24 protein-coding genes are annotated in these 23746 nt (G+C 71.7%); 12 read left to right on the top strand and 12 right to left on the bottom strand.

Going from position 1 to position 23746, the window contains the following annotated elements; all coding sequences use genetic code 11:
• Positions 1-111 precede the first annotated feature (111 nt).
• On the top strand, positions 112-1467 hold the full coding sequence (locus ACWENQ_RS01915; protein ID WP_452412620.1) for a hypothetical protein: 1356 nt from the start codon (positions 112-114) through the stop codon (positions 1465-1467).
• 357 nt (positions 1468-1824) lie between these two features.
• On the opposite strand, the gene ACWENQ_RS01910 is transcribed toward ACWENQ_RS01915, so the two are convergent.
• From ACWENQ_RS01910 to ACWENQ_RS01885, 6 genes are all read right to left on the bottom strand, one after another.
• The gene (locus ACWENQ_RS01910; protein WP_452412619.1) at positions 1825-2706 is read right to left on the bottom strand and encodes a sigma-70 family RNA polymerase sigma factor; all 882 of its coding nucleotides are present in this window, start codon (positions 2704-2706) and stop codon (positions 1825-1827) included.
• Between the two features lie 9 nt (positions 2707-2715).
• Positions 2716-3102, bottom strand: a complete 387-nt coding sequence (locus ACWENQ_RS01905; RefSeq protein WP_354913536.1) for an STAS domain-containing protein — start codon at positions 3100-3102, stop codon at positions 2716-2718.
• Positions 3103-3214: 112 nt separating this feature from the next.
• Positions 3215-4192, bottom strand: a complete 978-nt coding sequence (locus tag ACWENQ_RS01900; RefSeq protein ID WP_452412618.1) for a phosphotriesterase family protein — start codon at positions 4190-4192, stop codon at positions 3215-3217.
• Positions 4193-4264: 72 nt separating this feature from the next.
• Positions 4265-4729: a TrmH family RNA methyltransferase gene (locus ACWENQ_RS01895; protein WP_452412617.1), complete on the bottom strand. Its 465-nt coding sequence runs from the start codon at positions 4727-4729 to the stop codon at positions 4265-4267.
• Positions 4730-4885: 156 nt separating this feature from the next.
• The gene (locus ACWENQ_RS01890) at positions 4886-6124 is read right to left on the bottom strand and encodes an APC family permease (protein WP_452412616.1); all 1239 of its coding nucleotides are present in this window, start codon (positions 6122-6124) and stop codon (positions 4886-4888) included.
• Positions 6125-6220: 96 nt separating this feature from the next.
• Entirely contained in the window at positions 6221-6775 is a 555-nt protein-coding gene (locus tag ACWENQ_RS01885) for a universal stress protein (RefSeq protein ID WP_452412615.1), read from the bottom strand.
• 107 nt (positions 6776-6882) lie between these two features.
• On the opposite strand from ACWENQ_RS01885, the gene ACWENQ_RS01880 reads away from it, so the two are divergent.
• Positions 6883-7248 (top strand): hypothetical protein, encoded by a 366-nt coding sequence (locus ACWENQ_RS01880; protein WP_354913545.1) that lies wholly within the window; start codon positions 6883-6885, stop codon positions 7246-7248.
• A 4-nt stretch (positions 7249-7252) separates the two neighbouring features.
• Here ACWENQ_RS01880 and ACWENQ_RS01875 read toward each other — a convergent pair whose 3' ends face one another.
• Positions 7253-7939, bottom strand: a complete 687-nt coding sequence (locus tag ACWENQ_RS01875; protein ID WP_354913547.1) for a DUF998 domain-containing protein — start codon at positions 7937-7939, stop codon at positions 7253-7255.
• Positions 7940-8118: 179 nt separating this feature from the next.
• Between ACWENQ_RS01875 and ACWENQ_RS01870 the strand changes: the two genes are divergently transcribed.
• The 3 genes from ACWENQ_RS01870 to ACWENQ_RS01860 are packed head-to-tail and all read left to right on the top strand — an operon-like array spanning position 8119 to position 10347.
• Positions 8119-8244: a hypothetical protein gene (locus ACWENQ_RS01870; RefSeq protein ID WP_452412614.1), complete on the top strand. Its 126-nt coding sequence runs from the start codon at positions 8119-8121 to the stop codon at positions 8242-8244.
• Positions 8241-9176 (top strand): aldo/keto reductase, encoded by a 936-nt coding sequence (locus ACWENQ_RS01865; RefSeq protein ID WP_449917278.1) that lies wholly within the window; start codon positions 8241-8243, stop codon positions 9174-9176. The genes ACWENQ_RS01870 and ACWENQ_RS01865 overlap by 4 nt, the downstream gene beginning before the upstream one ends.
• Positions 9177-9231: 55 nt before the next feature.
• Positions 9232-10347, top strand: a complete 1116-nt coding sequence (locus tag ACWENQ_RS01860) for a sensor histidine kinase (RefSeq protein ID WP_452412613.1) — start codon at positions 9232-9234, stop codon at positions 10345-10347.
• Here ACWENQ_RS01860 and ACWENQ_RS01855 read toward each other — a convergent pair.
• Positions 10319-11470 carry a low temperature requirement protein A gene (locus tag ACWENQ_RS01855; protein ID WP_452412612.1) on the bottom strand — a complete coding sequence of 384 codons (1152 nt, stop codon included), beginning with the start codon at positions 11468-11470 and terminating at the stop codon, positions 10319-10321. The genes ACWENQ_RS01860 and ACWENQ_RS01855 overlap by 29 nt on opposite strands.
• A gap of 17 nt (positions 11471-11487) precedes the next feature.
• The gene (locus ACWENQ_RS01850) at positions 11488-12402 is read right to left on the bottom strand and encodes an anti-sigma factor RsbA family regulatory protein (RefSeq protein ID WP_449917285.1); all 915 of its coding nucleotides are present in this window, start codon (positions 12400-12402) and stop codon (positions 11488-11490) included.
• A 420-nt stretch (positions 12403-12822) separates the two neighbouring features.
• Here ACWENQ_RS01850 and ACWENQ_RS01845 point away from each other — a divergent pair, with 420 nt between their 5' ends.
• Together ACWENQ_RS01845 and ACWENQ_RS01840 are read left to right on the top strand one after the other, a co-directional pair.
• Positions 12823-13197 (top strand): hypothetical protein, encoded by a 375-nt coding sequence (locus tag ACWENQ_RS01845; RefSeq protein WP_354913559.1) that lies wholly within the window; start codon positions 12823-12825, stop codon positions 13195-13197.
• Positions 13198-13285: 88 nt separating this feature from the next.
• Entirely contained in the window at positions 13286-14737 is a 1452-nt protein-coding gene (locus ACWENQ_RS01840) for a DUF2079 domain-containing protein (protein WP_452412611.1), read from the top strand.
• Here ACWENQ_RS01840 and ACWENQ_RS01835 read toward each other — a convergent pair.
• A complete protein-coding gene (locus tag ACWENQ_RS01835) occupies positions 14716-15810 on the bottom strand; it encodes a glycosyltransferase family 4 protein (RefSeq protein ID WP_449917290.1) in 1095 nt (364 codons plus the stop codon). The genes ACWENQ_RS01840 and ACWENQ_RS01835 overlap by 22 nt on opposite strands.
• Positions 15811-15833: 23 nt before the next feature.
• On the opposite strand from ACWENQ_RS01835, the gene ACWENQ_RS01830 reads away from it, so the two are divergent.
• The 3 genes from ACWENQ_RS01830 to ACWENQ_RS01820 all read left to right on the top strand — a co-directional run bounded on the left by ACWENQ_RS01830 (position 15834) and on the right by ACWENQ_RS01820 (position 21227).
• Entirely contained in the window at positions 15834-16649 is an 816-nt protein-coding gene (locus tag ACWENQ_RS01830; protein ID WP_354913565.1) for a PIG-L deacetylase family protein, read from the top strand.
• A gap of 81 nt (positions 16650-16730) precedes the next feature.
• Positions 16731-17786 carry a lysylphosphatidylglycerol synthase domain-containing protein gene (locus ACWENQ_RS01825; RefSeq protein WP_452412610.1) on the top strand — a complete coding sequence of 352 codons (1056 nt, stop codon included), beginning with the start codon at positions 16731-16733 and terminating at the stop codon, positions 17784-17786.
• Between the two features lie 51 nt (positions 17787-17837).
• Entirely contained in the window at positions 17838-21227 is a 3390-nt protein-coding gene (locus tag ACWENQ_RS01820; RefSeq protein ID WP_452412609.1) for a BTAD domain-containing putative transcriptional regulator, read from the top strand.
• On the opposite strand, the gene ACWENQ_RS01815 is transcribed toward ACWENQ_RS01820, so the two are convergent.
• Positions 21196-21702 carry a hypothetical protein gene (locus tag ACWENQ_RS01815; protein WP_449917299.1) on the bottom strand — a complete coding sequence of 169 codons (507 nt, stop codon included), beginning with the start codon at positions 21700-21702 and terminating at the stop codon, positions 21196-21198. The genes ACWENQ_RS01820 and ACWENQ_RS01815 overlap by 32 nt on opposite strands.
• A 202-nt stretch (positions 21703-21904) precedes the next feature.
• Here ACWENQ_RS01815 and ACWENQ_RS01810 point away from each other — a divergent pair, with 202 nt between their 5' ends.
• Entirely contained in the window at positions 21905-22423 is a 519-nt protein-coding gene (locus ACWENQ_RS01810; protein ID WP_354913573.1) for a DedA family protein, read from the top strand.
• Positions 22424-22437: 14 nt separating this feature from the next.
• Here the strand turns inward: ACWENQ_RS01810 and ACWENQ_RS01805 are convergent, their stop codons facing one another.
• Positions 22438-22629, bottom strand: a complete 192-nt coding sequence (locus tag ACWENQ_RS01805) for a YegP family protein (protein ID WP_449917302.1) — start codon at positions 22627-22629, stop codon at positions 22438-22440.
• Positions 22630-22748: 119 nt separating this feature from the next.
• On the opposite strand from ACWENQ_RS01805, the gene ACWENQ_RS01800 reads away from it, so the two are divergent.
• The gene (locus ACWENQ_RS01800; protein WP_452412608.1) at positions 22749-23612 is read left to right on the top strand and encodes a D-alanyl-D-alanine carboxypeptidase family protein; all 864 of its coding nucleotides are present in this window, start codon (positions 22749-22751) and stop codon (positions 23610-23612) included.
• Positions 23613-23746: the final 134 nt, after the last annotated feature.

Genomic DNA, 23746 nt, shown 5'->3' with positions numbered 1-23746 from the left:
TCGCTCGCGGGGTGCGGGGTCCCGGTGGCCCCGCACCCCGCGCGGTTCAGCGCCGAGCGGACGGGCGCCTGCCGCACCCCTCCGACTGGGTACGGTCATGGGGTGGGTGCCATGGACGAGACCAGTGACCTCTATCGCGACGCCGTACGGCAGGCTCGCGACCTGCTCCGGTGGCGGTCGCCGTTGCGAGCCGAACTGTGGGCGAGCAGGCTGGCCGCCAGCTGGCGGGACGACGAGCAGGCGGCCCGATCGTTCCTGGCGCGCGTCGCCCGGGACGACACCCCCGAGGCGCGCCTCATCCTGACCGCCCTCGCCTCCCTCTCCCAACTCCCGGAGGCCGACGAGCCGCCCACCGCCCACGGCGCGGACACCGGCGAGCCCACCGTCCCCGGAGAGGACGCCGGCCAGCCCACCACCCACCGTGGAGACGCCGGTGTAACTCCCACCGCCCACGGCGAACCCACCGTCCCCGGAGAGGACGCCGGCCAGCCCACCACCCACCGTGGAGATGCCGGTGTAACTCCCACCGCCCACGGCGCGGACACCGGCGAACCCGCTGTCCACCGTGGGGACGCCGATGCGACGCCCGGCGCCTACGCGTCGACGCGCGATGTCGCCGCGGCCGGGGTTCCGCGCTGGATGGAGCTCATGGGGCGGGCCCGACCCGAATCCGCGTGGTACGGCACCGCCGACCCCTACGGCGAGCAGGCCCTGGCGGTCATCTCCTTCGTCTATCCCAACGAGAAGGAGCCCCACCTGGCCGTCGTCGCCATCGACCAGGCCAACGGCGGCTTCGCGGTCGACGCGGTCATCGAGGAGCCGAAGTTCCTGGAGGACCTCGACGTCCGCCCCGCCGATCCGGTGCGGGTGGCGGGCCGGATCATCGACGCGTTCGACCTCACCGACGCGGTGCTGGGCGCCCCGGTCGCCGAGACGCTCCCGCCGGCCCGCGCGATCGTCCTGGCCCGCGCCCACGCCACCGAGAACCCCGTCCTCGGCACGAAGAGCCCCGCGGACAGCGTGGAGAGCCCAGCACCCGCCCACGCCGCCGAGGTCCCTGCAGTCAGCGCGGAGCGCGCCTCGGAGGGTGTCAGGGGTGGGCGGCGGTCGCCGGATGACACCGTGGACCGCTTCGACGATCTCCCGGACGTGCCGGGCGCGAATGAGGCGTTCGCCACTCTTGTGGAGTTCTTGGGTGATCGTCCGTCCTGGTGGAGCCCGGCGCGCGTCACTCAGTTCCTGGCCTCGTGGCTGCCGAGGGAAGCGATCATGAGCGAGGCCGCCGTCGCCGCGATGCCCCAGGTTCTACGGGCTTGGACACGTCACCTGGGAGATCATCCCGAGGTGGTCGAGCGGGTCGAGACCGACTCCCGCGACCTGCCGTTGCTCATGGCCGACGGGTTGCGCTTCAGTCTCGGCAAGCGGTTGAGGCTCGCCGAGAGGGAGCACCGGGGGACGGACCGCTGACCACTGCGGCTATGCTGCGCAGTGACCTTTTCTGCGGCCCATTGAGGGAGAGCAACAGCATGTACAAGGAGTTCGCGGCCGAGGCTGTCGTCTGGGTGGTCCCGATCGTGGTCCTCATCGGCCTCGCCCTCATGATCACCGCCTGATCTCCGGGCGTTCATGATCTCAGCCCGCGAGACGGCCCTTCCCGCAGGAGCCGTCCGTGGGCTTTCGCGCGTTCCCCCACTGCCGAGCACGCGAGGGTTCCTGCCCGGTCAGCGGCAGGAGAAGTGACGGACGGAGGTGCGCGCCGAGACGTACCAGCGCCCGACCGCGCCATAAGATCAGCACACCGCGGCCGCCGCTGTCGATACCTGATCAGGAAGCCCAGGCCGGCAACGGCCCGCCCTCGCGCAGCCTCCGCAACGCCTGCCGCTCCAGCTGCCTGATCCGTTCCCTGGTGAGTCCGAGCCGGTCGGCGATCTCCTGGTAGGTGAGCACCTTGCCGCCCGCCAGGCCGTACCGGCGTCTGATGATGAACGCCTCGCGCACCGGCAGTTCCCGCACCTGCCCGCGGATCTCGGCCGCCAGCGCGCGCAGTTCCATCAGCTCGGCCACCTGCGGGGCGTCGTCATCGGCGATCAGGTCGCCGAGGCTGGCCTCGCCGTTCTCGCCGACGGGCGTGTCGAGGCTGATCGTCTCCCGCGCGATCCTGCGCAGGCCATTGATCTGCTCGACGGTACGGCCGGCCGCCGTGGCCAGTTCGGCCTCGCCGGGTTCCCTGCCCAGGTCGGCGGCCAGCCGCAGGGTGATGCGTGACAGGCGGGTGACCTCCTCGGCCATGTGGGCGGGCAGCCGCACGGTTCTGCTCTTGTCGTTGATGCCGCGCTCGATCGCCTGCCTGATCCACCACATGCCGTAGGTGGAGAACTTGTATCCGCGCTTGTAGTCGAACTTCTCCACCGCTCGGATCAACCCCAGGTTGCCTTCCTGGATGACGTCGAGCAGGGGGAGCCCGCGGTGGGCGTAGCGTCTGGCGGCGGCGACGACCAGGCGCAGGTTGGCCCTGATCAGCCGGTCTCTGGCCTGTCCGCCGTCCCGCACGAGCGCCGGCAGTTCGGGCCGGTCGTCGCCGTGGGCCAGGAGGTGCGCGGCGTAGAGTCCCGCCTCCACCCGACGGGCGAGGTCGACCTCGTCCTCGGCGGTGAGCAGCGGGATCCCGCCGATCTCCTTGAGGTAGTCGCCTAACAGGTCCGCCATGCCGCCCGACTACCCGGCGAACGGCGGAGAATGCCCGGATTCGGAGAGTTCGGCGATGGCGAGTTCGGCGGTGGGCCTGATGTCGAAGAACTTGTCGAGCGCGGTGATCGCGAACAGGTGCTTGCAGCGCCCGTTGAGCCCGGACAGGAGCAGCCGCCCGCCGGAGGCGGTGACCGCCTTGTGGAGGTAGACCAGCACGGACAGCCCCGAGGAGTCGCAGACCTCGACGGCCTGCATGTCGATGACGATCATCGGAGGCTGGCTGAGATCGAGTGCCTTGGTGACCCGATCACGGACCTCCGCCGCCGATCCGAAGTCGAAGTCGCCTGTCAGCCTCGCGATGACACACGGACCTTGTAGTCCGAGGCTGATTGACAAGGCCTGCTCCGCAGTCACCCAGCTCCACCTACCCGTGTAGCACGCTTCGATCCCGCTACCATACCGAAGATCGTGGGCAACGCCTCGCCCACCCGGCGGGGGGCGAGTGGGGCGAGCCGCGGAGAGCGGGTCAGGAGAAGTAGCGCGCGGGGGTGCCGACCAGCATCTGGTCGATCTGCTCCTGGGTCACGCCGCGCGAGCGCAGCGCGGGCAGCACGTCGTCGTGGATGTGGTCGTAGCGCCAGTTCGGCGCCACCAGCGGCACGCCTTCGTCCCAGTCGCCGGCGAAGTAGTCCATGAAGCAGGCGGCGTCGTGACTGAGCACCATGCGGTCGGCGTAACCCTGCTCGCACAGCGCGGCGATGGTGGCCACGCGCTGCTCGGTCGGGTTGTAGATGTCGAGCCCGAACCTGTCCATGCCCAGGATGGCCCCCGTGTCGGCGAGCCTGCGCAGGTAGTCGAGGTCGTTGCTGTCCCCCGCGTGCCCGACGACCACCTTGCGAAGGTCGACGCCCTCCTTGGCGAACAGGTCGAGCGCGAGCAATCCCGACCGGGTGGCCGCGTCGGTGTGGACGGTGATGGGCGCGCCGGTGCGCACGTGTGCCTGGGCGGCGGCGCGGCACATGCGCTCGACCCCCTCGGTCAGGCCCCGCCTGTCGACCACGCACTTGACGAACGCGGCCTGGACCCCGGTGTCGGCGATGCCCTCGGTGAGGTCGCGGACCATGTCGTCGATCATCGGGTCCGGCATGTCCATGAGCAGCCCCGGCCCGCGGTGCTCGTAGGGGTGCGGCGGCAGGTCGTGGAAGTAGAGGCCGGTGGCGACGATGATGGTGAGCTCGGGCACCTCCGCGGCGATGCGCTGGATGCGGGGGATGTAGCGGCCGAGCCCCCACACGGTCGGGTCGACGATCGTCCGGACGCCCTTGGCCGCCACCGCCTTCAGCTTGCCGATCGCGTCGGCAACCCTGAACTCCTCGTCCCACCAGCCGCCCGCGCCGTAGTTGTCCTTGTGCTCGGTCGACAGGGCGAAGATGTGCTCGTGCATCAGGGTCTGGCCGAGCTCGGCGACGTCGACCTGGCCGCGGACGGTGGGAACGGTGGGCATGCGGAGCCTCCCATACCGACTGGTGCGTCCGCGCCAACGTACGTCAAAGGATCCGGGGGAACAACGCCGGCATCATGTCAGCCCGGCCAGCTTGTACAGCACCAGCGAACCGGCCACGGCCACGTTGAGGCTGGTGCCCCTGCCGACCATGGGGATCTCGACCACGGCGTCCATGAGGTCGAGCGCCTCCTCGGGGACTCCGTCCGACTCGTGGCCGAGGACCACAACCGTGGGCCGCCGCGCGGCCGGCAGGTCGGCCAGGCGGATCGCCCGGTCCGCCGGCTCGACGGCGATCACGTCGTCTCCGTCGCTCTTCCTTTCCGTCAGCCAGCGCATCGGCCGTACCCAGTGGACGCAGGTACGGCTGCGCAGCGTGTTGCCTTTGGCGAGGGCGTCGGGCACCCACGGCAGCCGCGGTACGGCCATGCACGCGCCGACGGCGTCGCAGGTGCGCAGGAGGGTTCCGAGGTTGACACCGTGCAGGGGCCACAGCGGCGCGACGGTGAGATGGCCGAAACAGCGGGGACGCTTGTTCATGCGAAGGCGCTTCAGCGGTGCGCCCGGACCATCGACGGGGATTCCACCCCTATCGTGCCCTGCGGTCCCGGCAGCGCGCCAGGTGACCCCGGCAGCGCACCAGATCGTCCCGGCAGCGCGCCAGGTGGCCCCGGCAGCGCGCCAGGAGGTGCCGGCTCACGGGCGGCGGCGCAGCACCCACCACAGGCCGCCCGCCGCGAACACCGCCAGCCCGGCCGCCACCGACGCGGCCGGCAGGGTGACCGCCAGCACCACGCACAGCGCCAGCCCCACCACCGGCACCGCCCGCGGCGGCGCGCCCTCGTCGCGGGTCAGGGTGAGCGCCGCCGCGTTGGCCACCGCGTAGTAGACGAGCACCCCGAACGACGAGAACCCGATGGCTCCCCGCAGGTCGACCGCCAGCACCAGCACGATCACCGCCGCGGCCACCGCGAGCTCCGCCCGGTACGGCACCTGCCGCACGGGATGCACGGCGTCGAGGAATCCGGGCAGGTCACGCTCCCTCGCCATCGCGAAGGTGGTCCGCGACACCCCGAGGATCAGCGCGAGCAACGCGCCGAGGGCCGCCACCGCCGCGCCGGCCCTGACCACCGGCGCGAGCCATCCGGCGCCCGCCCCGATCACGGTGTCGACCAGCGGGGCGTGGGACGTACCGAGCCTGGCAGGACCGAGCACGCGCAACGTGGCCAGCGCGACAAGCGTGTAGACGACGAGGGTGATGCCGAGGGCGATCGGGACGGCCCTGGGAATGGTCCGCTCGGGATCGCGCACCTCCTCGCCCAGCGTGGCGATGCGGGCGTAGCCGGCGAAGGCGAAGAACAGCAGCCCGGCGGCCTGCAGCACCTCCCAGGGGGCCACGGGGGCCTGCGGGACGGCAGGCAACGCGGTCGACGGCGCCTTGCCGCCGGTCAGGCCGGCGACCACCACGGCCGCCAGCACGGCGAGGACCAGCGCCACCATGATCCGTGCCGCCATGGCCGAGCGCTGGACGCCGAGGAGGTTGAGCACCGTCAACGCCACCACCGCGCCGACCGCCAGCGGGACGGGCAGGCCGGGCGCGACGTACGCGCCGAAGGTCAGCGCCATCGCCGCGCACGACGCCGTCTTGCCGACCACGAAGCCCCACCCGGCCAGGTATCCCCAGAACGGGCCGAGCCGCCGCCTGCCGTACACGTAGGTGCCGCCGGACTCGGGGTGGCGGGCGGCGAGCCTGGCCGAGGAGGTCGCGTTGCAGTAGGCGACGACGGCGGCGAGCGCGAGCGCGAGCAGCAGCAGGGGGCCCGCGGCGGAGGCGGCGGGCGCGAAGGCGGCGAAGACCCCCGCGCCGATCATGGCGCTGAGCCCCACGACGACCGCGTCGCCGGTGCCCAGCCGCCGCGCCAGTCCTGACGTCATCCGCCGTCCCTTCCGCAGAGCCCGCGACAGCACCCGAGGTCCGGGCGGGAACCACTGTGCCTCATCGCGTCTCACCGCCCCGGAGGCGGGGCGGGGTCAGGCCGTGGTCCCCGGGGGCTCCGCCGACGACACGCCGGACTTCGGGGACTCCGCCGACGGCACGCCGCTCTCCCGGGACTCCGCCGACGGCACGCCGCTCTCCGCGCCCTCCGGGGACGGAACGATCAGCACGGGCCGTCCGGCGTGGTGCAGCACCCGGTCGGAGGTGCTGCCCAGCAGCAGCGACCGCACCCCGCCCAGCCCCCTGGTCCCGGTCACGATCAACGTGGCGTCCAGTTCCTGCGCCACGTCCACGATCGTCGACCACACCGCCGGCGAGTCGGGCTCGCAGCGCGCGGTGGCCTCCAGCCCCGCCTGTCTGGCCAGCTGCGCCCCCTGCTCGGCCAGTTCCCTGGTGGCCTCCTGGATCGCCGCGTCCTCGGCCGTGGTGTCGATCGGCACCATCATCCCCGCCGAACCCCTCATCGAGGCGAGCGCCAGCCGTTCCCACACGCTGAGCACGACGGCCCGCTGCCCCTTCAGCAGGCTGCCCGCGTAGGCGATGGCCGCCTTGGCGTCGTCCGAACCGTCGTAGGCCACCAGAATGGTCATGTCCGTCTCCTCCCCATGTGGATCTCCACTCCTCCTATCCCGCGCTCCCCCTTTCACGCGCACGGCGGGCGTTCGTTTCAGGCGTGGTCGGGGGGTAGGCGACCTCCATGACCGTGACACAGTTCCGCGACCTCCCCCTCGCCGACCGCGACAGGGAATGGGACGCCGACGAGGCCGACAAGCGCGTCCGCGCCTGGGCGAAGGCCGAGGACGAGCCGAACGCGCAGTACCGCCAGGCCTTCGTCTGGTACGACGGGGACAACGCCGACGAGTTCGGCGCCTACAAGCTGCCCGTCGCCGACGTCATCGGTGGCTCGCTGAAGGCCGTCCCCAGGGCGGTCATGGCGGCCGGCGCCGTCGTCCAGGGTGCCAGGGGCGGGGTGAAGATACCGAAGGGCGAGGTGGACCGGGTCAAGTCACACCTCGCCAAGTACTACGCCTCGATGGGGGAGACGCCCCCGTGGGAGCGCTGACCACCTACGCGGCCAGCGACCGCGACGTCTGGACGGGAGCCGGCGCCGCCGGAGCGGCGTGCTGGACGGACACCAGCCGGTGAGCGCGGTGGCCGGTCGCGTGCGGCAGCCGTACCAGGTGGAGGCTCAGGAGCAGCAGCAGGCCGACCTCGGAGACCACCACGAGCCGCTGGGTGAGCCCGGCGGGGATCTCGGCGTTGCTCAGCGGGATCCCGAGCGTCCTGACCACGTAGGGGATGACGACCAGCACCAGCGCGGCCAGCGCGACGCCGCTGAGCGCCTTCATCGCCCGCGGGTAGCACACCTTGGCCCTGGCCAGCAGCAGGCCCGCCGCCGGCATCACGAGGAAGGCGACGAATCCCGCGTAGCGGTGGATCCCGCCGGACAGGGACAGCGGCAGTCCCGGCCGGTCGGTCGGGAAGACACCGATGAGGAACATGCACACGCCCCATGCCGCCACCAGGGCCACGACCCTGCGGTCGGCGCCCGACCTGCGCAGCGCGGCGGCGACGAAGGCCGCCCCCACGGCGAACAGCGTCAGCGACGCGGGGAGCAGCCACCCGATCGGGTGGAAGGCGTACTCGCTGATCAAGGTGTGCATCGGGTCGAGCCCGGCCTCGGTCTGCAGCGTGAGCATCGCGCCGGCGCCCGTGCCGAGCGCCGCGAATCCACCGATGAGCAATCCCTTCATGCCCTTTACGCTCGCGGAACACGGCTCCGCCGAGTATCGGAGATCGGCCCCACGCGGCCCCTGAACCGACCCTTACGACCGAGGGAGGATCATCCCCCGCATCACCCCGATGACCTGGTGCGAGGCGACCCTGGGTAGGGTCCGCCCCCTCAGGGTGGGTACAGCCGGCCACCGGCGGTTTGACTTCGAGCGCACTCGAAGGGCGACCCTGGAGTCATGACGGCGCCGCCTCCCGGATCGCCGAGCTGACCCAGGACCTCGAGGTCCTGGACTACAAGATCAACCTCTACCAGGAGATGTCATGACCTCCAGGATCGGGCTCGGCTGCATGGGCATGTCCGAGTTCTACGGCACGGCCGACGACGACGAGTCGATCGCCGTCATCCACCGCGCCCTCGACCTTGACGTGAACTTTCTCGACACCGCCGACATGTACGGCATGGGGCACAACGAGGAGCTCGTCGGCCGAGCCATCAAGGGCCGCCGCGACGAGGTGTTCCTCGGCACCAAGTTCGGCGTCAGGCGCGAGGGCGGCACGCGCAGCATCGACAACACCCCCGCCTACATCCGCCAGGCCTGCGACGCGTCGCTGCGGCGTCTCGGAGTCGACCACATCGACCTCTACTACATGCACCGCCGTCACCCGGACGTCCCGATCGAGGAGTCGGTCGGCGCCATGGCGGAGCTGGTCGAGCAGGGCAAGGTGCGCCGTCTGGGCCTGTCGGAGGTGACGGCCGACACCCTGCGCAGGGCGCACGCCACGCACCCGATCCACGCCCTGCAGAGCGAGTACTCCCTGTTCACCAGGGGCATCGAGGCGGAGATCCTGCCCACCGCGCGCGAGCTGGGCGTCAAGCTGGTGGCCTACTCCCCCATCAGCCGCGGCCTGCTGAGCGGCGCGCTGCCGCCCGCCGACCAGCTCGCCGCCGACGACTTCCGCAGGGTCAACCCCCGGACCTCGGGCGAGGCCGCCGCGCACAACGCGCGGCTGGTCGAGCGCGTCGCCGCGGTCGCCGCCGAGGTGGGCTGCACGCCCGCGCAGCTCTCGCTCGCCTGGCTGCTGGCCCAGGGCGAGGACGTCATCCCCATCCCCGGCACCAAGCGGCTGAGGTATCTGGAGGAGAACGCCGCGGCGGCGGCCGTCACGCTCACCGCCGGCCAGATCGACGCGCTGTCGGGTCTGGCGGAGGCCGTCGAGGGCGCCCGTTATGCCGATATGTCATCGGTAGAGAACTAATGTCCGTCTAGCGGGTGATGTCGGCCCCTGGAGCAGCGCCTTACAGTCGGGACCCATGAGGCTCGACTGGGCGATCGCCGCCATTGTGGCCGTGTTCTCGCTGGCCGAGGAGATCGGCGGCCGTACCGGCGAGCCCGACCGCACCCACCCGGCGCTGTGGATCGGGCTCGCCCTCGCGAGCGCGGTCCTGGTGGGCGTACGGCGCCGCATCCCGTTCACCGCGCTGGCCGTCTATAGCGTGGCCGGCGGCCTGGCCATCCCGCTGTCACAGGAGATGCTCGGCGCCTGGCAGTTCTACGTGGAGCTGGTGCTGCTCTTCACCGTGATGGCGGAGGTCCCGCGCGCGAACTGGCGCGCGCCCGCGGCGCTCGCGCTGGCGCTCGGCTTCCTCAGCCTCATGGTCTTCGCCGACACCGCGCCCGTCGGTCCAGGCGATGTGGCCATCGCCCTGGTGATGACCGGCGTGGCGGCGGGAGCGGGCGTGGCCGTCCAGCGTTACCGGGAGGTCGCCGCCCAGGCACAGGAGCGCGGGGCCCTGCTGGCCAGGGAGGCGGTCAACGAGGAGCGCAACAGGATCGCCCGCGAGCTGCACGACATCGTCGCCCACAGCGTCAGCGTCATGGTGATGCAGTCGGGTGCGGTACGCCGCCGCCTGCTCGAGGAGCAGGCGCGCGAGCGGGAGGCGCTGACGGCCGTCGAGGAGGCCGGTCGCGAGGCCGTCCACGAACTGCGACGCATGCTGGACGTGCTGCGGTCGGGCCCCGAGAGCGCGGTCAACGTCCCGCAGCCCAGCCTCGCCCGGCTGGAGGAGCTGGTGGAGCAGGTTCGCGTGGCGGGCCTCGACGTGAAGCTCGACGTGCGCGGCGCGCCGGTGCCGCTGTCGGCGGGGCTCGAGCTGTCGGCCTACCGGATCATCCAGGAGGCGCTGACCAACACGCTCAAGCACGCCGGACCGACCAGGGTGCTGGTCGCGGTCGCGCACCGGCGCGGGGAGCTGGCCCTCGAGGTCACCGACGAGGGGCCGGCGCCGGGCCACGAGCCGCCCGAGCGGCGCGGGCTCGGTCAGGGGCTCATCGGCATGCGGGAGCGGGTGGCGCTGTTCGACGGGCGGCTGGAGGCTCGTCCGGTGCCCGGCGGCGGGTTCACCGTCCGGGCCACGCTGCCCGCCTGATCAGGCTCGTCGCCGCCACCAGCCCGGCTGTGACGGCCGCGATCAGCGGCACGGCGACGGGGGTGGCCGCGGCCAGGAGCACCAGGACCGCGGCCAGGAGGAAGGCGGCGCTGTCGGCGCGGCCGTAGCGGTGCGGGCGGATGTGCAGCGCCCACACCGCGATCAGGAAGATCGCGACGGGGACGGCCATCGCCAGGCCGGCCTGCGTGCGGGTCAGCGCGCTCTCGCCGGTGACGAAGGCGACCATCACCTCGATGCCCCCGCCGACGGCCCCCACCGAGGCGAAGATCACGTAGTGGCCGTAGCCCCAGCGGAGCGCCGCCTTGCTGGAGGTGAGGATCTCGTGGGTCTCGGGCTCGAAGTAGATCCACCACAGCGAGAAGACGATCACCAGCGCGGCGGCGGCCACCACGATCAGCGACGGCTTGGCGCCCTCGTGGGACAGCGCGTTCTGCACCGAGACGGTGGCACCCAGGACGTTCTCGCCCATCATGATGATCGTGAACAGGCCGTAGCGCTCGGCGATGTGGTGCGGGTGCCAGGAGGTGCGGGTCCCCCGCTCGCCCCACACCGGTACGGCCAGCTCGATCACCACACCGAGCGCGAACACCGGCAGCACCAGCGTCGCGGGCGTCACGAACAGGACGGCCCAGTAGACCATCGCCAGGCAGATGCCGAGCGCGTAGCGCCGCGCCGCCCGCCGGTGCGGAAGGTCGCCGGCGGCCGCGCGCAGCCACTGGCAGGCCATGGCCGCCCGCATGATCAGATAGCCGAACCAGACGATCCGGTAGTCGTGCCGCTCGAAGGCCGCCGGTACACCGGCCGCCAGCACCAGCACGCCCGACATCTGCACCAGCGTCATGACGCGGTAGACCCAGTCGTCGGTGTCGTAGGCGGAGGCGAACCAGGTGAAGTTCATCCACGCCCACCAGATGGCGAAGAACGCCGTCAGGTAGCCGGTGAGCGCCTCGCCCAGGTGCCCGGCCGACAGCGCGTGCGCCAGCTCGCTGACCGCGAAGGAGACCGCGACGACGAAGAACAGGTCGAAGAACAGCTCCAGCGGGGTGGCGACGCGGTGCGGCTCGTCGGTCGCGCGTCCTCGCATGGAGCGCAGCAGGATCATGCCGCCGCCCTACCAGGTCACCCCGGCCGGTCGAAATAGGCGCGTACCACGGTCGCGCCCTCGCGCGTGTGGATGCGGACCAGGTCGCTGAGCAGGTTGACGATCAGCAGGCCGCGCGAGCCGGGGGTGCTGGGATCCACGGGCCGCCGGCCGGCGAGCGGGTCGGTGATGTGCCCCGCGTCGCTGACCTCGCAGACCATGCGGCCCTCTTCGTGCCACAGCCGCAGCACGCCCGCGCCGCCCCCGTGGTCGAGACTGTTGGCGCCCAGCTCGGAGACCGTCAGCTGGACGTCGTCGAGGCGGGTGCCGGTCAGGCCGGCCGCCGTCGCCCACTCGTTGGCCAGGTGCCGTACCTGGCCCAGGTTGGTGCTGTCGAAGCTGAGCGCGACGGCGGCGGGCGGCTCGTAGAGCGGCACGTTGTAGCCCTCGATCACGCGCATGGGGGCGTAGGCGGTGCTCGCCCGCTCCCCTTCGGCGTCCTGGAGCAGGGGGTGGGTGAGCGCGGCGTCGTCGAGGATCTCGGGCTCGAGCCGCTTGGCGTCGTAGGGGCAGACGATGGTGGCGCGGCGCCCCTGGAAGGCCAGGTTGATCAGCGCCTCGTGCTGGGCGCAGGCGGGGTACTCGGTGCCGGTGCGGCCCGCCCAGATGGGCTCGCCGACGATCCGTACGTGCCGGTCCGGATAGTGGTCGGCGAACTCGCGCAGCACCCCGGGAATGATCCGGCCCGGATTGCGCCCCACGACGGTCATGTCCAGCATGCGCACCCGCTGCGCCTCGTCGCCCAGCTCGTCCCTGATCAGCTCGAGGTTGGGGCCAGGTACGGAGACCGCGACCGGCTCACCGGCCGCCAGCCCAGCGCGGATGAACGGTACGGTGCCCGAGAGGTACTCCCGGTCGTCCTCGTAGAAGAACGCCGGGTGCACGAACGCCATACCTGTGACGTTACCGCGAGAGGGTGAGTTACACCTGATCATCGGGTAATACAGTGGTACGTCCCACTGGAAGGATTCCACTAGGTGAAGAAGCTCCAGCTGGTCCCCCGGCCGCGGCCCCCACGCCGCCCCCTCCCCCTCGACCTGCGCACTCCCTCCGGCAGGCCCCTCCCCTTCTGACCCCCGAGCGATCCGATGACCGATCGACGGATACGCGCGCCCGACGCCGGTCGCGAGCGGGTCGCGCGTGGCGGTCGCGGTCAGCGCGGCCGGCACGAGCGCGAGGGGGAATGACCGCCATGTCACGGCGTCCAGCCGTGGCGTAAGTCGGTGTGACGGGTGATGTAAGCGCGATGTAAGTGAATATCAAGTCTGCCCCCATAATGTCCCTTCTGCTGGTCATCCAACGAAGGGCACAGAATGCGTTTCCTCAAGCGGGCCATCACCGTTTCCGCGGCCACGCTGACCCTCGCGGGGCTCACCGCCTGCGGCGCCGTGGGCACCGCCGTGGACTGCACCACGGCGTCGAACGAGGCCACCAAGATCATGAACGAGTGGTCCGGCAGCCTCGCCAAGGCCGTCACCGACCCGGCCGCCATGGAGAAGGCGTCCACCGAGGCCGCCGACAAGACCAAGGCGCTCGCGGCCAAGTACGACGGCGAACTCGCGTCGGCCCTCAACGACCTGGCCTCCAGCTTCGACAGCATCAAGGGGCTCCAGGACGCCTCGAAGCTCACCGAGTTCACCACCAAGATCAACGGCTTCAGCACCAAGATCCAGAGCGCCTGCTCCTGATGAAGCTCCCGGCCGCCGCACCGCCTGCGGGGGGCAGTGCGGCGCGGCGGCCGCGGTCCGGCGCCCTGCTTGTCTACCCTTGTCCGCTGTGCTGTCCCTTGTGCGCCTGACGACCCCTCCCCGCCTGTGGCTGTCCCTGCTCTGCGCGGCCGCGGCCGCCGCCTACTCCCTGCTCGGACTGGTCAGGCTCGCCACCTTCCACGCCACCACGTTCGACCTGGTCATCGTGGACCAGGCGGTGCGCGGCTACTCCCGTCTCGGCCCGCCGTACATCCCCGCGGTGGGCAGCTTCCACGGCCGCGGCCTCGACTACCTGCAGCTCGCCGACCACTTCTCGCCGATCTACGCGCTGCTGGCGCCGCTGTACTGGATCCATGACGGCCCGGCCACGCTGATCATCGCCCAGGCCGTCCTGTTCGCCGCCGCCATCCCCTTCCTGTGGATGTTCACCCGCAGGGTCCTCGGGACGGTTCCCGCCTACCTCGTCGCCTTCGCCTACGCCGTGTCGTGGCCGATCGCCCAGGCCGCCGCGTTCGACGCGCACGAGGTGATGTTCGTCCCGCTGCTGACCGCGATCATGATCGAGCGCTACCACGCGGGCCGGCCGCTGCCCGCGTTCCTGGCGCTGCTGGCCCTCCTGCTGGTCAAGGAGGACATGGGCCTGGTGGCCATCGGCGCCGGCCTGTGCCTGGTGGTGCTCGGCGACCGGCTGCGCGGCCTGCTGTGCGTCACGGTCGGCCTGGCCTGGACCGTGCTGGTGCGCGGCGTGCTGATCCGGCTGGTCGGCGGCGACACCGGCGACTTCTGGGCCTACGGGCACCTGGGGCCCGACGTGCCGAGCGCCCTGCTGCACATGCTGGGCGACCCGCTCGGCACGCTGGCGCTGCCGTTCAGCGAGGAGGCCAAGGTCGACACGCTCCTCCTGCTGGCCTGGCCGACGCTCATGCTGTGCCTGCTGTCGCCGATCTCGCTCATGGCGCTGCCGCACATCCTCGAACGCATGCTGTCCGACAGGTCGCCGTGGTGGCAGGCCGACTTCCAGTACAGCGCCTTCACCGTGATCATCCTCTTCTGCGCCGGCGTCGACGGGCTCTCCCGGCTGCTGCGCTGGATCAAGGGCCCGGACGCGCTGAAACTCGCGTGGTCGGTCGGCGTCGCCGCCGTCGCCCTCACCCTGGTCCCCCGCTTCGCCCTGGACCAGCTCGCCCGCCCGGCCTTCTACCGCGCCGACCCCGAACACGTGCGGGCCGCCGCCGAGGCCGTCTCCCGGGTGCCGTCGGGCGTGGTCGTCGAGGCCGCCAACTCGCTCGGCCCCGCCCTGACCTCGCGGGCCACCGTCCTGCTGTGGGACCACCAGCCCCGCTGGGCGCCGTGGGTGGTGGCCGACGTGGCCCGCTGGGAGTATCCCCACGGCTCCCCCGCCGCCCAGGCCGAGCGCGTCGCGCTGCTGCTGTCGTCGGGCTACGAGAAGGTCTTCGAGCGCAACGGCTTCGTCGTGCTGCGCAAGACGGACGGCACTCAGCCGATGGCCGACGAGTAGCAGCGCTCGAAGCCCTCCAGGATCAGCGGCCACGATCCGGCCGTGGGCGGCGTGGAGCGGTTGTGCTCGGCGATGGACTCGCGCAGTGCGGTGTCGGTCGACAGGCGGACCACGGCCGACACCAGGTCGTCGAAGGAGCGGCCGAGCAGCCCTTCCTTGCCGTGCTTGACGAAGTCGGCCACGCCGCTCTGGCTGCGCGCCACCACGGGCAGGCCCGCCGCCCGCGCCTCCAGGGCGGCGATCCCGAACGACTCGCGGGGCGCGGGGGCGATGAACAGGTCGGCCGAGGCGAGTACCTTGGCGATCTGCGCGCGGGTGTGACGGCCGGGCAGCGAGACCCAGGTGTTCATGCGGTTCGCGGCGAGGAAACGCTCCATGGAGCCGCGCGCCGGGCCCTCGCCGATGACCGTGGCCCGCATCGGGACGTGGGCGGGCACCCTGGCGCGCGCCTCCCGCAGCAGCCTCAGCAGGCGGACGGGCTGCTTGCGGGGCGCGAACCTGCCGACCGCCACGATGTGCACCTCGCCGTCCTGCGGCGGGCCGCCGCCCACGGGGCGCCAGCCCGAGACGTCGAGCCCGTTGGAGACGACGTGGACGGGCGTGCCCCGCCCCGCCACCGCGCGGATCGGGGCGGCCGCCGCGTTGCTGACGGTGGTGGCGACCAGCCCCCACCGATGCCACTCGAAGACGAACCTGAGCGCGGTGTAGAGGGCGCGGGTGGCCGGGTCCCACATGCTGTGCACCGTCACCACGACGGGCAGGCCCGCCCTGACGGCCGCGCGCACCCCCATCCACGCGAACGGCGAGACGGCGCCGGCGTGCACGTGCACCACGTCCGGCCGGCTCGCCGTCATGAGCCTGGTGAGCTTGCCCACACCTCGAGGGTGCACGGGCAGGTCGAACGGCATCCTCGCGACGATCCTGTGGACGCCGGGAAGCGCCTCCCCCCTGGTCGCGGTGGCCACCTCGACGGTGTCGCCGGCCTCGCGCTGCATCCTGACGAGGTCCGCGACCTGCACCTCGATGCCCCCGAGCCGTGGAAGGTAACAGTCGCTGACGTGAAGGATCCGCACCCGTCCCACACTAATCTGACCTTGTGCCACCACGTACCGCTGTGTTCTTCCACGCACACCCCGACGACGAGGCCCTGCTGACAGCAGGCACGATGGCGATGCTCGCGGCCGAGGGCCACCGGGTGGTGCTGGTCGTGGCCACCGCCGGAGAGCGCGGCCTGGCCGACACCGAGAAGGGCGAAGCGCTCGGCGAGAGGCGGATCAAGGAGCTGTACGAGTCCGCCGCGGTGCTCGGCTGCGCCCGCGTGGTGTGCCTCGGCTACGGCGACTCGGGGCTGAGCCCCACGGGCGGCATCGCCGAGGAACGCCCCGACAACGCCTTCATCGACGCCGACTCCGAGGCGGCCGCCGAGGCACTGGCCGCCGTGCTGGAGGAGGAGAAGGCCGACCTGCTGTCGATCTACGACCCGGCGGGCGGCTACGGCCATCCCGACCACGTGCAGGTGCACCGAGTGGGCAGGCGGGCCGCGCAGATCGCGGGCACGCCCATCGTGCTGGAGGCCACCGTCAACAGGGACCCGCTCCTTCGGGCGCTGCGGCTGGCCGGCAAGGTCTACACCTTCCCTCCCGAGTTCGACCTCAGGACCTTCGAGAGCGCCTACACCGCGGGCGACCAGATCACCCACCGGGTCAACGTCAGGAAGTTCGCCCGGCAGAAGAGGGCCAGCATGACCGCCCACGCCTCGCAGGCCAGCGGCGGCGACGGCGACAGGACGCTGGCCGTCCTGCTGAAGATCCCCGGGCCGCTCTACCGGCTGGTCTTCGGCACCGAGTGGTTCGTCCGCCGCGACCTGCCTCCGGGCACCCGGCTCAAGCACCCCTTCGACGAGGCACCGTGAGAGACGAAGCATCGTGAGAATCGCCCGTTTCCTCCTTCAGGACGACGCTCAGCACCCGCGAGCCGGGGCAGGGTGGTATCGATGAAGAACTCATGGCTCCGGATCACCCTGTCGGTCGTCTCGCTGGGGCTGGCGGCGACGCTCGTCGTCTACCTGCCGCAGATCGTCCAGACGCTCACCGGCAAGAAGGTCTCGTGGGCGGAGATCGGCGCGATCTTCGCGGCGATGCACCCCGGTGTGATCGCGCTGATGGCCGCGGTGTGGCTGGCGAGCCTGTTCGCCTACACCTTCGTGCTGACGAACTCGCTGCCCGGCCTGAACAACCTGCAGGGCCTCACGCTCAACGCCGCGGGCAGCGCGGTCAGCAACCTGCTGCCCTTCGGCGGGGCCGCGGGGGTGGCGCTGACCTTCGCCATGGCCAGGAGCTGGGGTTTCGGCAACCGGGCCATCGTGGTGATGACGCTGGTCAGCGGCATCTGGAACACCATGTTCAGGTTCGTGCTGCCCGCCGTCGGCATCATCGCGCTGCTGATCGCGGGCGAGGCGCCCAACCCGACCGTGGCCAACGCCGGGTGGATCGGCGCTCTGTCGATCCTCTCCCTCGTCGCGGTCGTGGCGGCCGCGCTGTACTGGGATCGCGCCGCCGCGCGGCTCGGCCGCGCCCTCGACGCGCTGGTACGGCCGACTCACCTCAAGTTCTCGGCGTCCGCCGCGCTGGAGCGGCTCCGCAGGGACACCGCGGGCGTCGTCAGGACCCGGTGGGCGCGCCTGTCAGCCGGCATGACCGCCTTCCTGGTGCTGCAGTGGCTGATCATGATCTGCTGTATGCAGGCCACCGGCGCGTATCCTGGTCTTGCACAATCGATCGCAGTCTTCGCGCTGTCCCGGGTTCTCACCGCGGTCCTGGTCACACCCAGTGGCGCGGGGCTCATGGAGGGGGGTGTCGTGTTGCTGCTGACGACCGCCTTCGGCGTGGACGTCGCCGCCGCCACGGCCACCGCGCTGCTGTTCGGTTTCTGGACGTACACTGTCGAAATCCCTTTCGGCGGGCTGGCTCTCGGCGCATGGGCACTGCTGGGCAGGAACCGCAGGACTCGTCAGGAGAGCCGACACACGAACATGGAAACGCAGCCGTGACCATCGCGAACATGACAAAGACCTTGTGCGTGATTCGGAAGCACACATAGCGTGGCGGCTGACATGGTGGCGTTCCGGGTTCTGGGGCCAGTCGAGGCGTACGAAAGCACCAGCGACGACGAACTCGACCTCGGCGGGTTGCGGCAGCGGGCCGTACTCGCCCGCCTTCTCGTGGCCAGAGGGCAGGTCGTGCCTGTTGACACCCTGCTCTACGACCTGTGGGACGACGACGCGGCCAAGGGCGCGCAGTCGGGCCTGCAGGTCTACATCTCCCGCCTGCGCAGGGTGCTCGAGCCGGGCAGGCCGCGCGGCGGGCCCAACAGGCTGCTGGTGACCGTCGCCTCGGGCTACGCGCTGCGGGTGGCGCCCGAGCAGGTCGACGCGCTGCGCTTCGAGCAGCTGGTCAGGGCGGCGGGCGAGTATCTCGACACCGACGACCCGCAGTCGGCCAGGGCCAGCCTCGGCAAGGCGCTCGGGCTGTGGCGCGGCACGCCGTACTCCGACTTCGCCGACCAGCCGTGGGCGGAGGCCGAGGTCAACAGGCTGACCGAGCTGCGGCTGGTGGCGCGCGAGCGCTACGCCGACACGGGCCTGCGCCTGGGCATGCACGCCGAGACGGTGCCGGACCTGGAGGCGATGACCGGCGAGAACCCGCTGCGCGAGGAGGGCTGGCGGCTGCTCGCCCTCGGCCTCTACCGGTGCGGCCGGCAGGGTGACGCGCTGGCGGCGCTGCGCAGGGCGCGTGGCATCCTCGCCGACGAGCTGGGCATCGACCCGGGTCCCGCGCTGCGCAAGCTGGAGTCCGACATCCTGGCCCAGGCGCCCGACCTCGAACTGGCCGCCGTGCCGCGGCCCGCCAGGCAACCGGCGCCGGTCGCCGACACGTGGCCGCCGCGGGCGACCACGGCGGTCGAGCCGCCCCCGCTGGAGCCCGAGCCGTTCATCGGCCGTGACGCCGAGCTGTCCAGGCTGACCGGCGCGGCCGCCAGGACCGGGCGCTTCGAGGTGGCGATCGTCGCCGGCGACGCGGGCGCGGGCAAGACGACGCTGCTGCGCCAGCTGGAGAGCAAGCTCAAGGGCGACGGCTGGACCACCGCGTCGGGCGCCTGTCCCGACTCCAGCGCGACCCCGCCCGGCTGGGCGTGGGTGGAGATCCTGCGCAGCCTGGTCGAGGAGAACGGCGCCGGCGAGTACGGCCAGCTCCTCGCGCCGCTGCTCGACGACAGCGAGAGCGACCCCGACGAGGACGAGGCGTCGGGCGGGTTCCGGCTGCACCGCGCGGTCGGCGGCTACATCGCGGGCGTGGCTCGCCGCTCGCCCGTGCTGCTCACGGTGGAGGACCTCCACTGGGCCGACGACCAGACGCTCGCGCTGCTCAGGGCGCTGCCGAGCCTGCTGGCCACCAGCAGGGTGCTGCTGGTGGTGACCTGCCGCGACAGCGAACTCGACGACCGGCAGTCCGACGTGCTGGCCGCGCTGGCCCGGCTGGGGCCGGTCAGGGTGAGCCTGTCGGGTCTCGACCCGAAGGCGGTGGCCGAGCTGGTGCGGGCCACCTGCATACGCGAGGTCGACGAGGACGCCGTCGAGTCGATCGTCGAGCGCACCAGGGGCAACCCGTTCTTCGTGCGTGAGACCGTGCGGCTGCTCGACGCCGAGGCGGTCGGCGAGCGCGCGACCGCCGCCGAGGTGGCCTCCCAGGTTCCCTCGGGCGTGCGCGACGTGCTGCGGCGGCGCATCTCGCGGCTGCCGGAGCGGGCTCAGCAGATCCTGCTGCAGGCCGCGGTGATCGGCCGCGACGTGGACGTCGACGTGCTCGTGGAGGTGTCGGGCGACGAGGACGCGGTCGTCGACGCCGTCGAGGCGGCGCTGCTGGCCGGCCTGGTCACCGAGCCGGGCCCCGGGATGCTGCGCTTCGACCACGACCTGGTGCGCGACACCGTCTACTCCGACGCCTCCCGGCTGCGCCGCACCAGGCTGCACGCCGCCGTCGCCAACGTCATCGAGCAGCGCAGGCCCGCCGAGGTGGCGGCGCTGGCGCACCACTTCTTCGTCGCCGACGTCGCCGACAAGGCCGTCCACTACGCGGGGCTGGCCGCCGAGCAGGCGGAGCGGCGCTACGCCCACCGCGAGGCCGCGACGCTGTGGGAGCAGGCCATCGCCGCCTTCGACCGCACCGGCAGTCGCGACACGGCCGAGCGGCTCAAGCTGATGCTCGCCCAGATCAAGGCGCTGGCGCTGTGCGGCGACATGACGGCGGCCAGGCTGAAGCGGCGCGAGGCGATGGACCTGGCGCTGCCGCTGAACAACCCGGTGCTGACGGCCAAGGTGGCCGCGGCGCTGGCCGTACCGCACAAGGGCATGGCCCGCGACTTCACCCGGACGGCGTGGGAGATCGTCGACGTCACCGAGCGGGCGCTGATCGAGCTGCCGGAGGGCGAGCAGACGCTGCGCGCCAGCCTGCTGACCACCCTCGCGCTGGAGCTCGAGGGATCGTCGGCGCCCGAGCGCGGCCGGCAGGCGTCGCTGGAGGCCCTGGAGCTGGCCAGGCAGAGCGGCGACCCGACGCTGCTGGCCGCGGCGCTGAGCGGCCGGCTGCGCCAGTCCTACGACATCCCCGCGGTCGACACCCGCGAGAGCATCGGCCGCGAGCTGCTGGAGGTCGCCCAGCGCTCGGGGCAGATGGCGGTGCAGGCGCTGGCCCACCTGGTGCTGCTGGAGTGCGCCGCGGCGCGCGGCGAGTTCTCGGTCTCCGACGAGCACGCGCGGGCCGCCGAACGGCTGGCCAAGCAGTACGACCTGTCCGCTCCGGCCGCGGTCGTGGCCTGGTACGAAGGGCAGCGGCTGATGATCGCCGGCGACTACGCCGGCGCCGAGCGGGCCTACCGCGAGGCGGCCAGGATGACGGCGCGGGCCGGCATGCTGGAGGGCCGCCAGGACCTGCCGCTGATCACCACGTTCTGCCTGCACCTGGTCGACGGCAGGGCCGCGGAGACGGTCGACCTCCTCGGCGAGGCCCACCAGCGCGGCGCCAAGTGGACCCTCGACGCCTACGCGCTGGCCCTGGCTTCGGCGGGCCATCTCAAGGACGCCAAGGCGGTGGCCGCGACCAAGCCGCCGGTGCGGCCCGACTTCCTGTACGAGCTGGCCATGACCTGGCGGGCGCTGGCGGGCATGCTGCTCGACGACCGCGAGCGGATGGTCGACTGCTACGACAAGCTGAAGCCGTTCGCCGACCGCATCGCGGGCGCCGGCACGGGCGTGGTGGCCCTGTGGCCGGTGGCGCTGACCCTCGGCGACCTGGCGGTCAGGCTCGACCATCCCGCCGCGGCCCGCGACCACTACCACAAGGCCCTGGAGGTGGCCAGGAGGGTCGGGGTGCAGCGGTGGGTGGAGGCGGCGCAGCGGGCCGTCAGCAACTCACCAGGATCCGATCCGACCTGATCGGCCGTTCCGTGCCGGCGACGCGCAGCTCGATGCGGTACCAGCCCGGGTTGTCCTGGACGCTGAGCTGCCACTTGACGGTCCTGCGCGCGCCGGCGAAGCCGGCGTGCTCGGCCTGGTAGGTCCTCCACGACCTGGTGGCCGCGCTCCATCTGGTCAGCCGCCAGTGGTACATGAGGGTGCGGCCCGCCTCGGGGTTGATCACCACGGAGCGGGCCAGGAAGTCCCTGTCGCAGGCGGCGCCCCTGCCGCTGAGCGGGCTGACGGTGATGGTGCCCGCCTCGGGATCGGCCTGCTCGACGATCGGCAGGACGGTGGCCGAGAGGGCCACGGTGGTCGTGGGTCGCGGCGTGGAGTTCGCGATGCCGTAGGCCGATGCGCCGGCGTAGGCGGCGGTGAAGGCGAGCGCGCCCACCAGGAGCCTGGCCGCCGTGGAGGATCCGGTTCCCAGGACCGCCTTGCTTCGCGTCCCCATGATCGCACCTCTTCTCGTTCAACCCTTTTGTACGGGAGAAGGGTTGAGATCGACTTGATGGCGGCTTGCAGGTGTCAGGGCGCTCCCCCTCGGCAGGTCCAGGGCGCGAGCCCGGGTAGCGTGGGAGGCGGGTGGCGCGGGTCGGCCAGATGACCTAAGGTTAGGCTGGCCTAAGAAATCTTTCGGGTGGTGGTGTCTGGTTATGCGGCAGATTGCGATCGCCATCCCCGACCCGACCCGCGCCTCGCTGTTCGGCCTGCCGTACTGGCTGATCGTGGTGGTCGGGGCGGTCGCGCTGTTCGGCGCGTTCCAGGCCTACTACTGGATCGGATTCAAGCTCGGCGACAAGCTGTACGAGTCGAGGTTCGGCGCGAAGCTTCCCCGCGAGCGCATCCGCGCCGTCGAGAGGGTCGTCGAGAAGTGGGGGGCGCTCGCCGTCTACGCATGCTTCTGGGTCCCCGTCCTGCGCCACACCCTGCCCTGGGTGGCGGGGGTGTTGCGCATTTCCTATCCCTGGTACGTCGTGGCCAGCGCGCTGGGCTGCCTGACCTGGGTGCCGGTGACCTCGTTCGCGCTCTACTCGGTGATCTGGGGCTGGCTGGAACTGGCCACGCACTCTCCCCTCGCCGCCGCCGTCGCCGCGGTGATCGTGGTGAGCGCCGTCACGGCCTTCGTCATGTGGCGCAGGCGCCGCAGGAGCGAGAAGGCCCTCGCCGCCTGACGAGGGCCGGGCGCTCAGACCGCGGCGAGCGTCGTGTCGTCCACCGTCGCGTCGGGGGCGTTCTTGCGGACCGACTCGATGCCGTTGATGCAGGCCGCCTTGGTGGTGTAGCCCTCGCTGACCGCGATGGTCTGGCCGTTGCCCGCGACCAGCTTGAAGCGGAACTCCCCGCGCCCGTCCTTGGTGATGACGAACTTGCCTGCCATGGCGATCTCCCCCGATATGACGGTTCTAGGGGTCAATTACCCGCGTCTCCGACCGCGTTTTCCCGCCATAGGGTCAAGTTCCGCATATCAACCGGTGATCACCTGTCACGATGTCTGTCATGCGTATAGGGGGTATTCGACTACTGACCGCCGCCGCGGCGCTCACCCTGCTCGTGGGGTTCTCCCCGCCGACTCAGGCGGCGACACGTGCGGCCGGCGCGCCGCAGGTGAAGGCACGGATCGGCTACGTCGTGGACTCGGCGGGGACCGTCCACGTCGCCAAGCGGGAGACCCGCAGGGTGCCCGTCGCCAGCCTGGTCAAGGTCATGACCGCCTACGTCGTCCTGCGCGAGGGCGACCTGGGCGACGTGGTCACCATCACCAAGGCCGACGTACGGCACGCCGCCGACAACGGCGCCACCAGCGCGAGGCTGCGCACCGGCGAGAAGGTGACGGTCAGGGACCTGCTCTACGGGTTGATGCTGCCCTCGGGGGCCGACGCCGCCAACGCGCTCGCCCGCACCTACGGCCCCGGCACGGCCGCCTTCGTCGCCAAGATGAACGCCGCCGCCCGCGGCCTGGGCCTGGCCGACACCCTCTACACCAACGCCGACGGCCTGCCGGCGCCCAGGAACGGCGGCTACTCCACCGCCGTCGACCAGGCCAGGCTCGCGAAGGTCGCGCTGGAAAACGCGACGTTCAGGACCGTCGTGTCCCAGAAGACCTACAAGCTCGCCAAGACCGCCGTCCATCGCGCCCACACCTGGACGAACACCAACAAGCTGCTGGGTGAGAGCGAGGCTGTGATCGGCGTGAAGACCGGCTACACCGCCAAGGCCGGCTTCTGCCTGCTGTTCGCCGCCGAACGCCAGGGCCGGCGCGTCATCGGCGTGCTCCTGGGCGACCAGGACTCCCGCCGCTTCGCCACGGCGGCCTCGCTGCTCGACTACGCGAGCGAGCAGATCGCCACCACCAGCCCCTGACGGATGACGGCGCGGCGGCGGCACGGAGCGGGTCGCCGCCGCGCCGGGACCTCCACGGGCGATCGTCATGCCGAGCGACCGCCGCGACGGCACCCGGCGCCATAATCTGGAGACAGCTCAAGCGCACGCCATCG

The organism is Nonomuraea sp. NPDC004354, assembly GCF_053602555.1.
The sequence above is the reverse complement of the archived record's forward strand: the minus strand, read 5'-3'. Positions and strand labels throughout refer to the sequence as shown.

Bases quoted from the DNA above. Each gene is read 5' to 3' on its own strand.
- ACWENQ_RS01915 (WP_452412620.1), top strand. From the start codon at position 112: ATGGACGAGACCAGTGACCTCTATCGCGACGCCGTACGGCAGGCTCGC.
- ACWENQ_RS01910 (WP_452412619.1), bottom strand. From the start codon at position 2,706: ATGGCGGACCTGTTAGGCGACTACCTCAAGGAGATCGGCGGGATCCCG.
- ACWENQ_RS01900 (WP_452412618.1), bottom strand. From the start codon at position 4,192: ATGCCCACCGTTCCCACCGTCCGCGGCCAGGTCGACGTCGCCGAGCTC.
- ACWENQ_RS01895 (WP_452412617.1), bottom strand. From the start codon at position 4,729: ATGAACAAGCGTCCCCGCTGTTTCGGCCATCTCACCGTCGCGCCGCTG.
- ACWENQ_RS01890 (WP_452412616.1), bottom strand. From the start codon at position 6,124: ATGACGTCAGGACTGGCGCGGCGGCTGGGCACCGGCGACGCGGTCGTC.
- ACWENQ_RS01885 (WP_452412615.1), bottom strand. From the start codon at position 6,775: ATGACCATTCTGGTGGCCTACGACGGTTCGGACGACGCCAAGGCGGCC.
- ACWENQ_RS01880 (WP_354913545.1), top strand. From the start codon at position 6,883: ATGACCGTGACACAGTTCCGCGACCTCCCCCTCGCCGACCGCGACAGG.
- ACWENQ_RS01875 (WP_354913547.1), bottom strand. From the start codon at position 7,939: ATGAAGGGATTGCTCATCGGTGGATTCGCGGCGCTCGGCACGGGCGCC.
- ACWENQ_RS01865 (WP_449917278.1), top strand. From the start codon at position 8,241: ATGACCTCCAGGATCGGGCTCGGCTGCATGGGCATGTCCGAGTTCTAC.
- ACWENQ_RS01860 (WP_452412613.1), top strand. From the start codon at position 9,232: ATGAGGCTCGACTGGGCGATCGCCGCCATTGTGGCCGTGTTCTCGCTG.
- ACWENQ_RS01855 (WP_452412612.1), bottom strand. From the start codon at position 11,470: ATGATCCTGCTGCGCTCCATGCGAGGACGCGCGACCGACGAGCCGCAC.
- ACWENQ_RS01850 (WP_449917285.1), bottom strand. From the start codon at position 12,402: ATGGCGTTCGTGCACCCGGCGTTCTTCTACGAGGACGACCGGGAGTAC.
- ACWENQ_RS01845 (WP_354913559.1), top strand. From the start codon at position 12,823: ATGCGTTTCCTCAAGCGGGCCATCACCGTTTCCGCGGCCACGCTGACC.
- ACWENQ_RS01825 (WP_452412610.1), top strand. From the start codon at position 16,731: ATGAAGAACTCATGGCTCCGGATCACCCTGTCGGTCGTCTCGCTGGGG.
- ACWENQ_RS01815 (WP_449917299.1), bottom strand. From the start codon at position 21,702: ATGGGGACGCGAAGCAAGGCGGTCCTGGGAACCGGATCCTCCACGGCG.
- ACWENQ_RS01810 (WP_354913573.1), top strand. From the start codon at position 21,905: ATGCGGCAGATTGCGATCGCCATCCCCGACCCGACCCGCGCCTCGCTG.
- ACWENQ_RS01805 (WP_449917302.1), bottom strand. From the start codon at position 22,629: ATGGCAGGCAAGTTCGTCATCACCAAGGACGGGCGCGGGGAGTTCCGC.
- ACWENQ_RS01800 (WP_452412608.1), top strand. From the start codon at position 22,749: ATGCGTATAGGGGGTATTCGACTACTGACCGCCGCCGCGGCGCTCACC.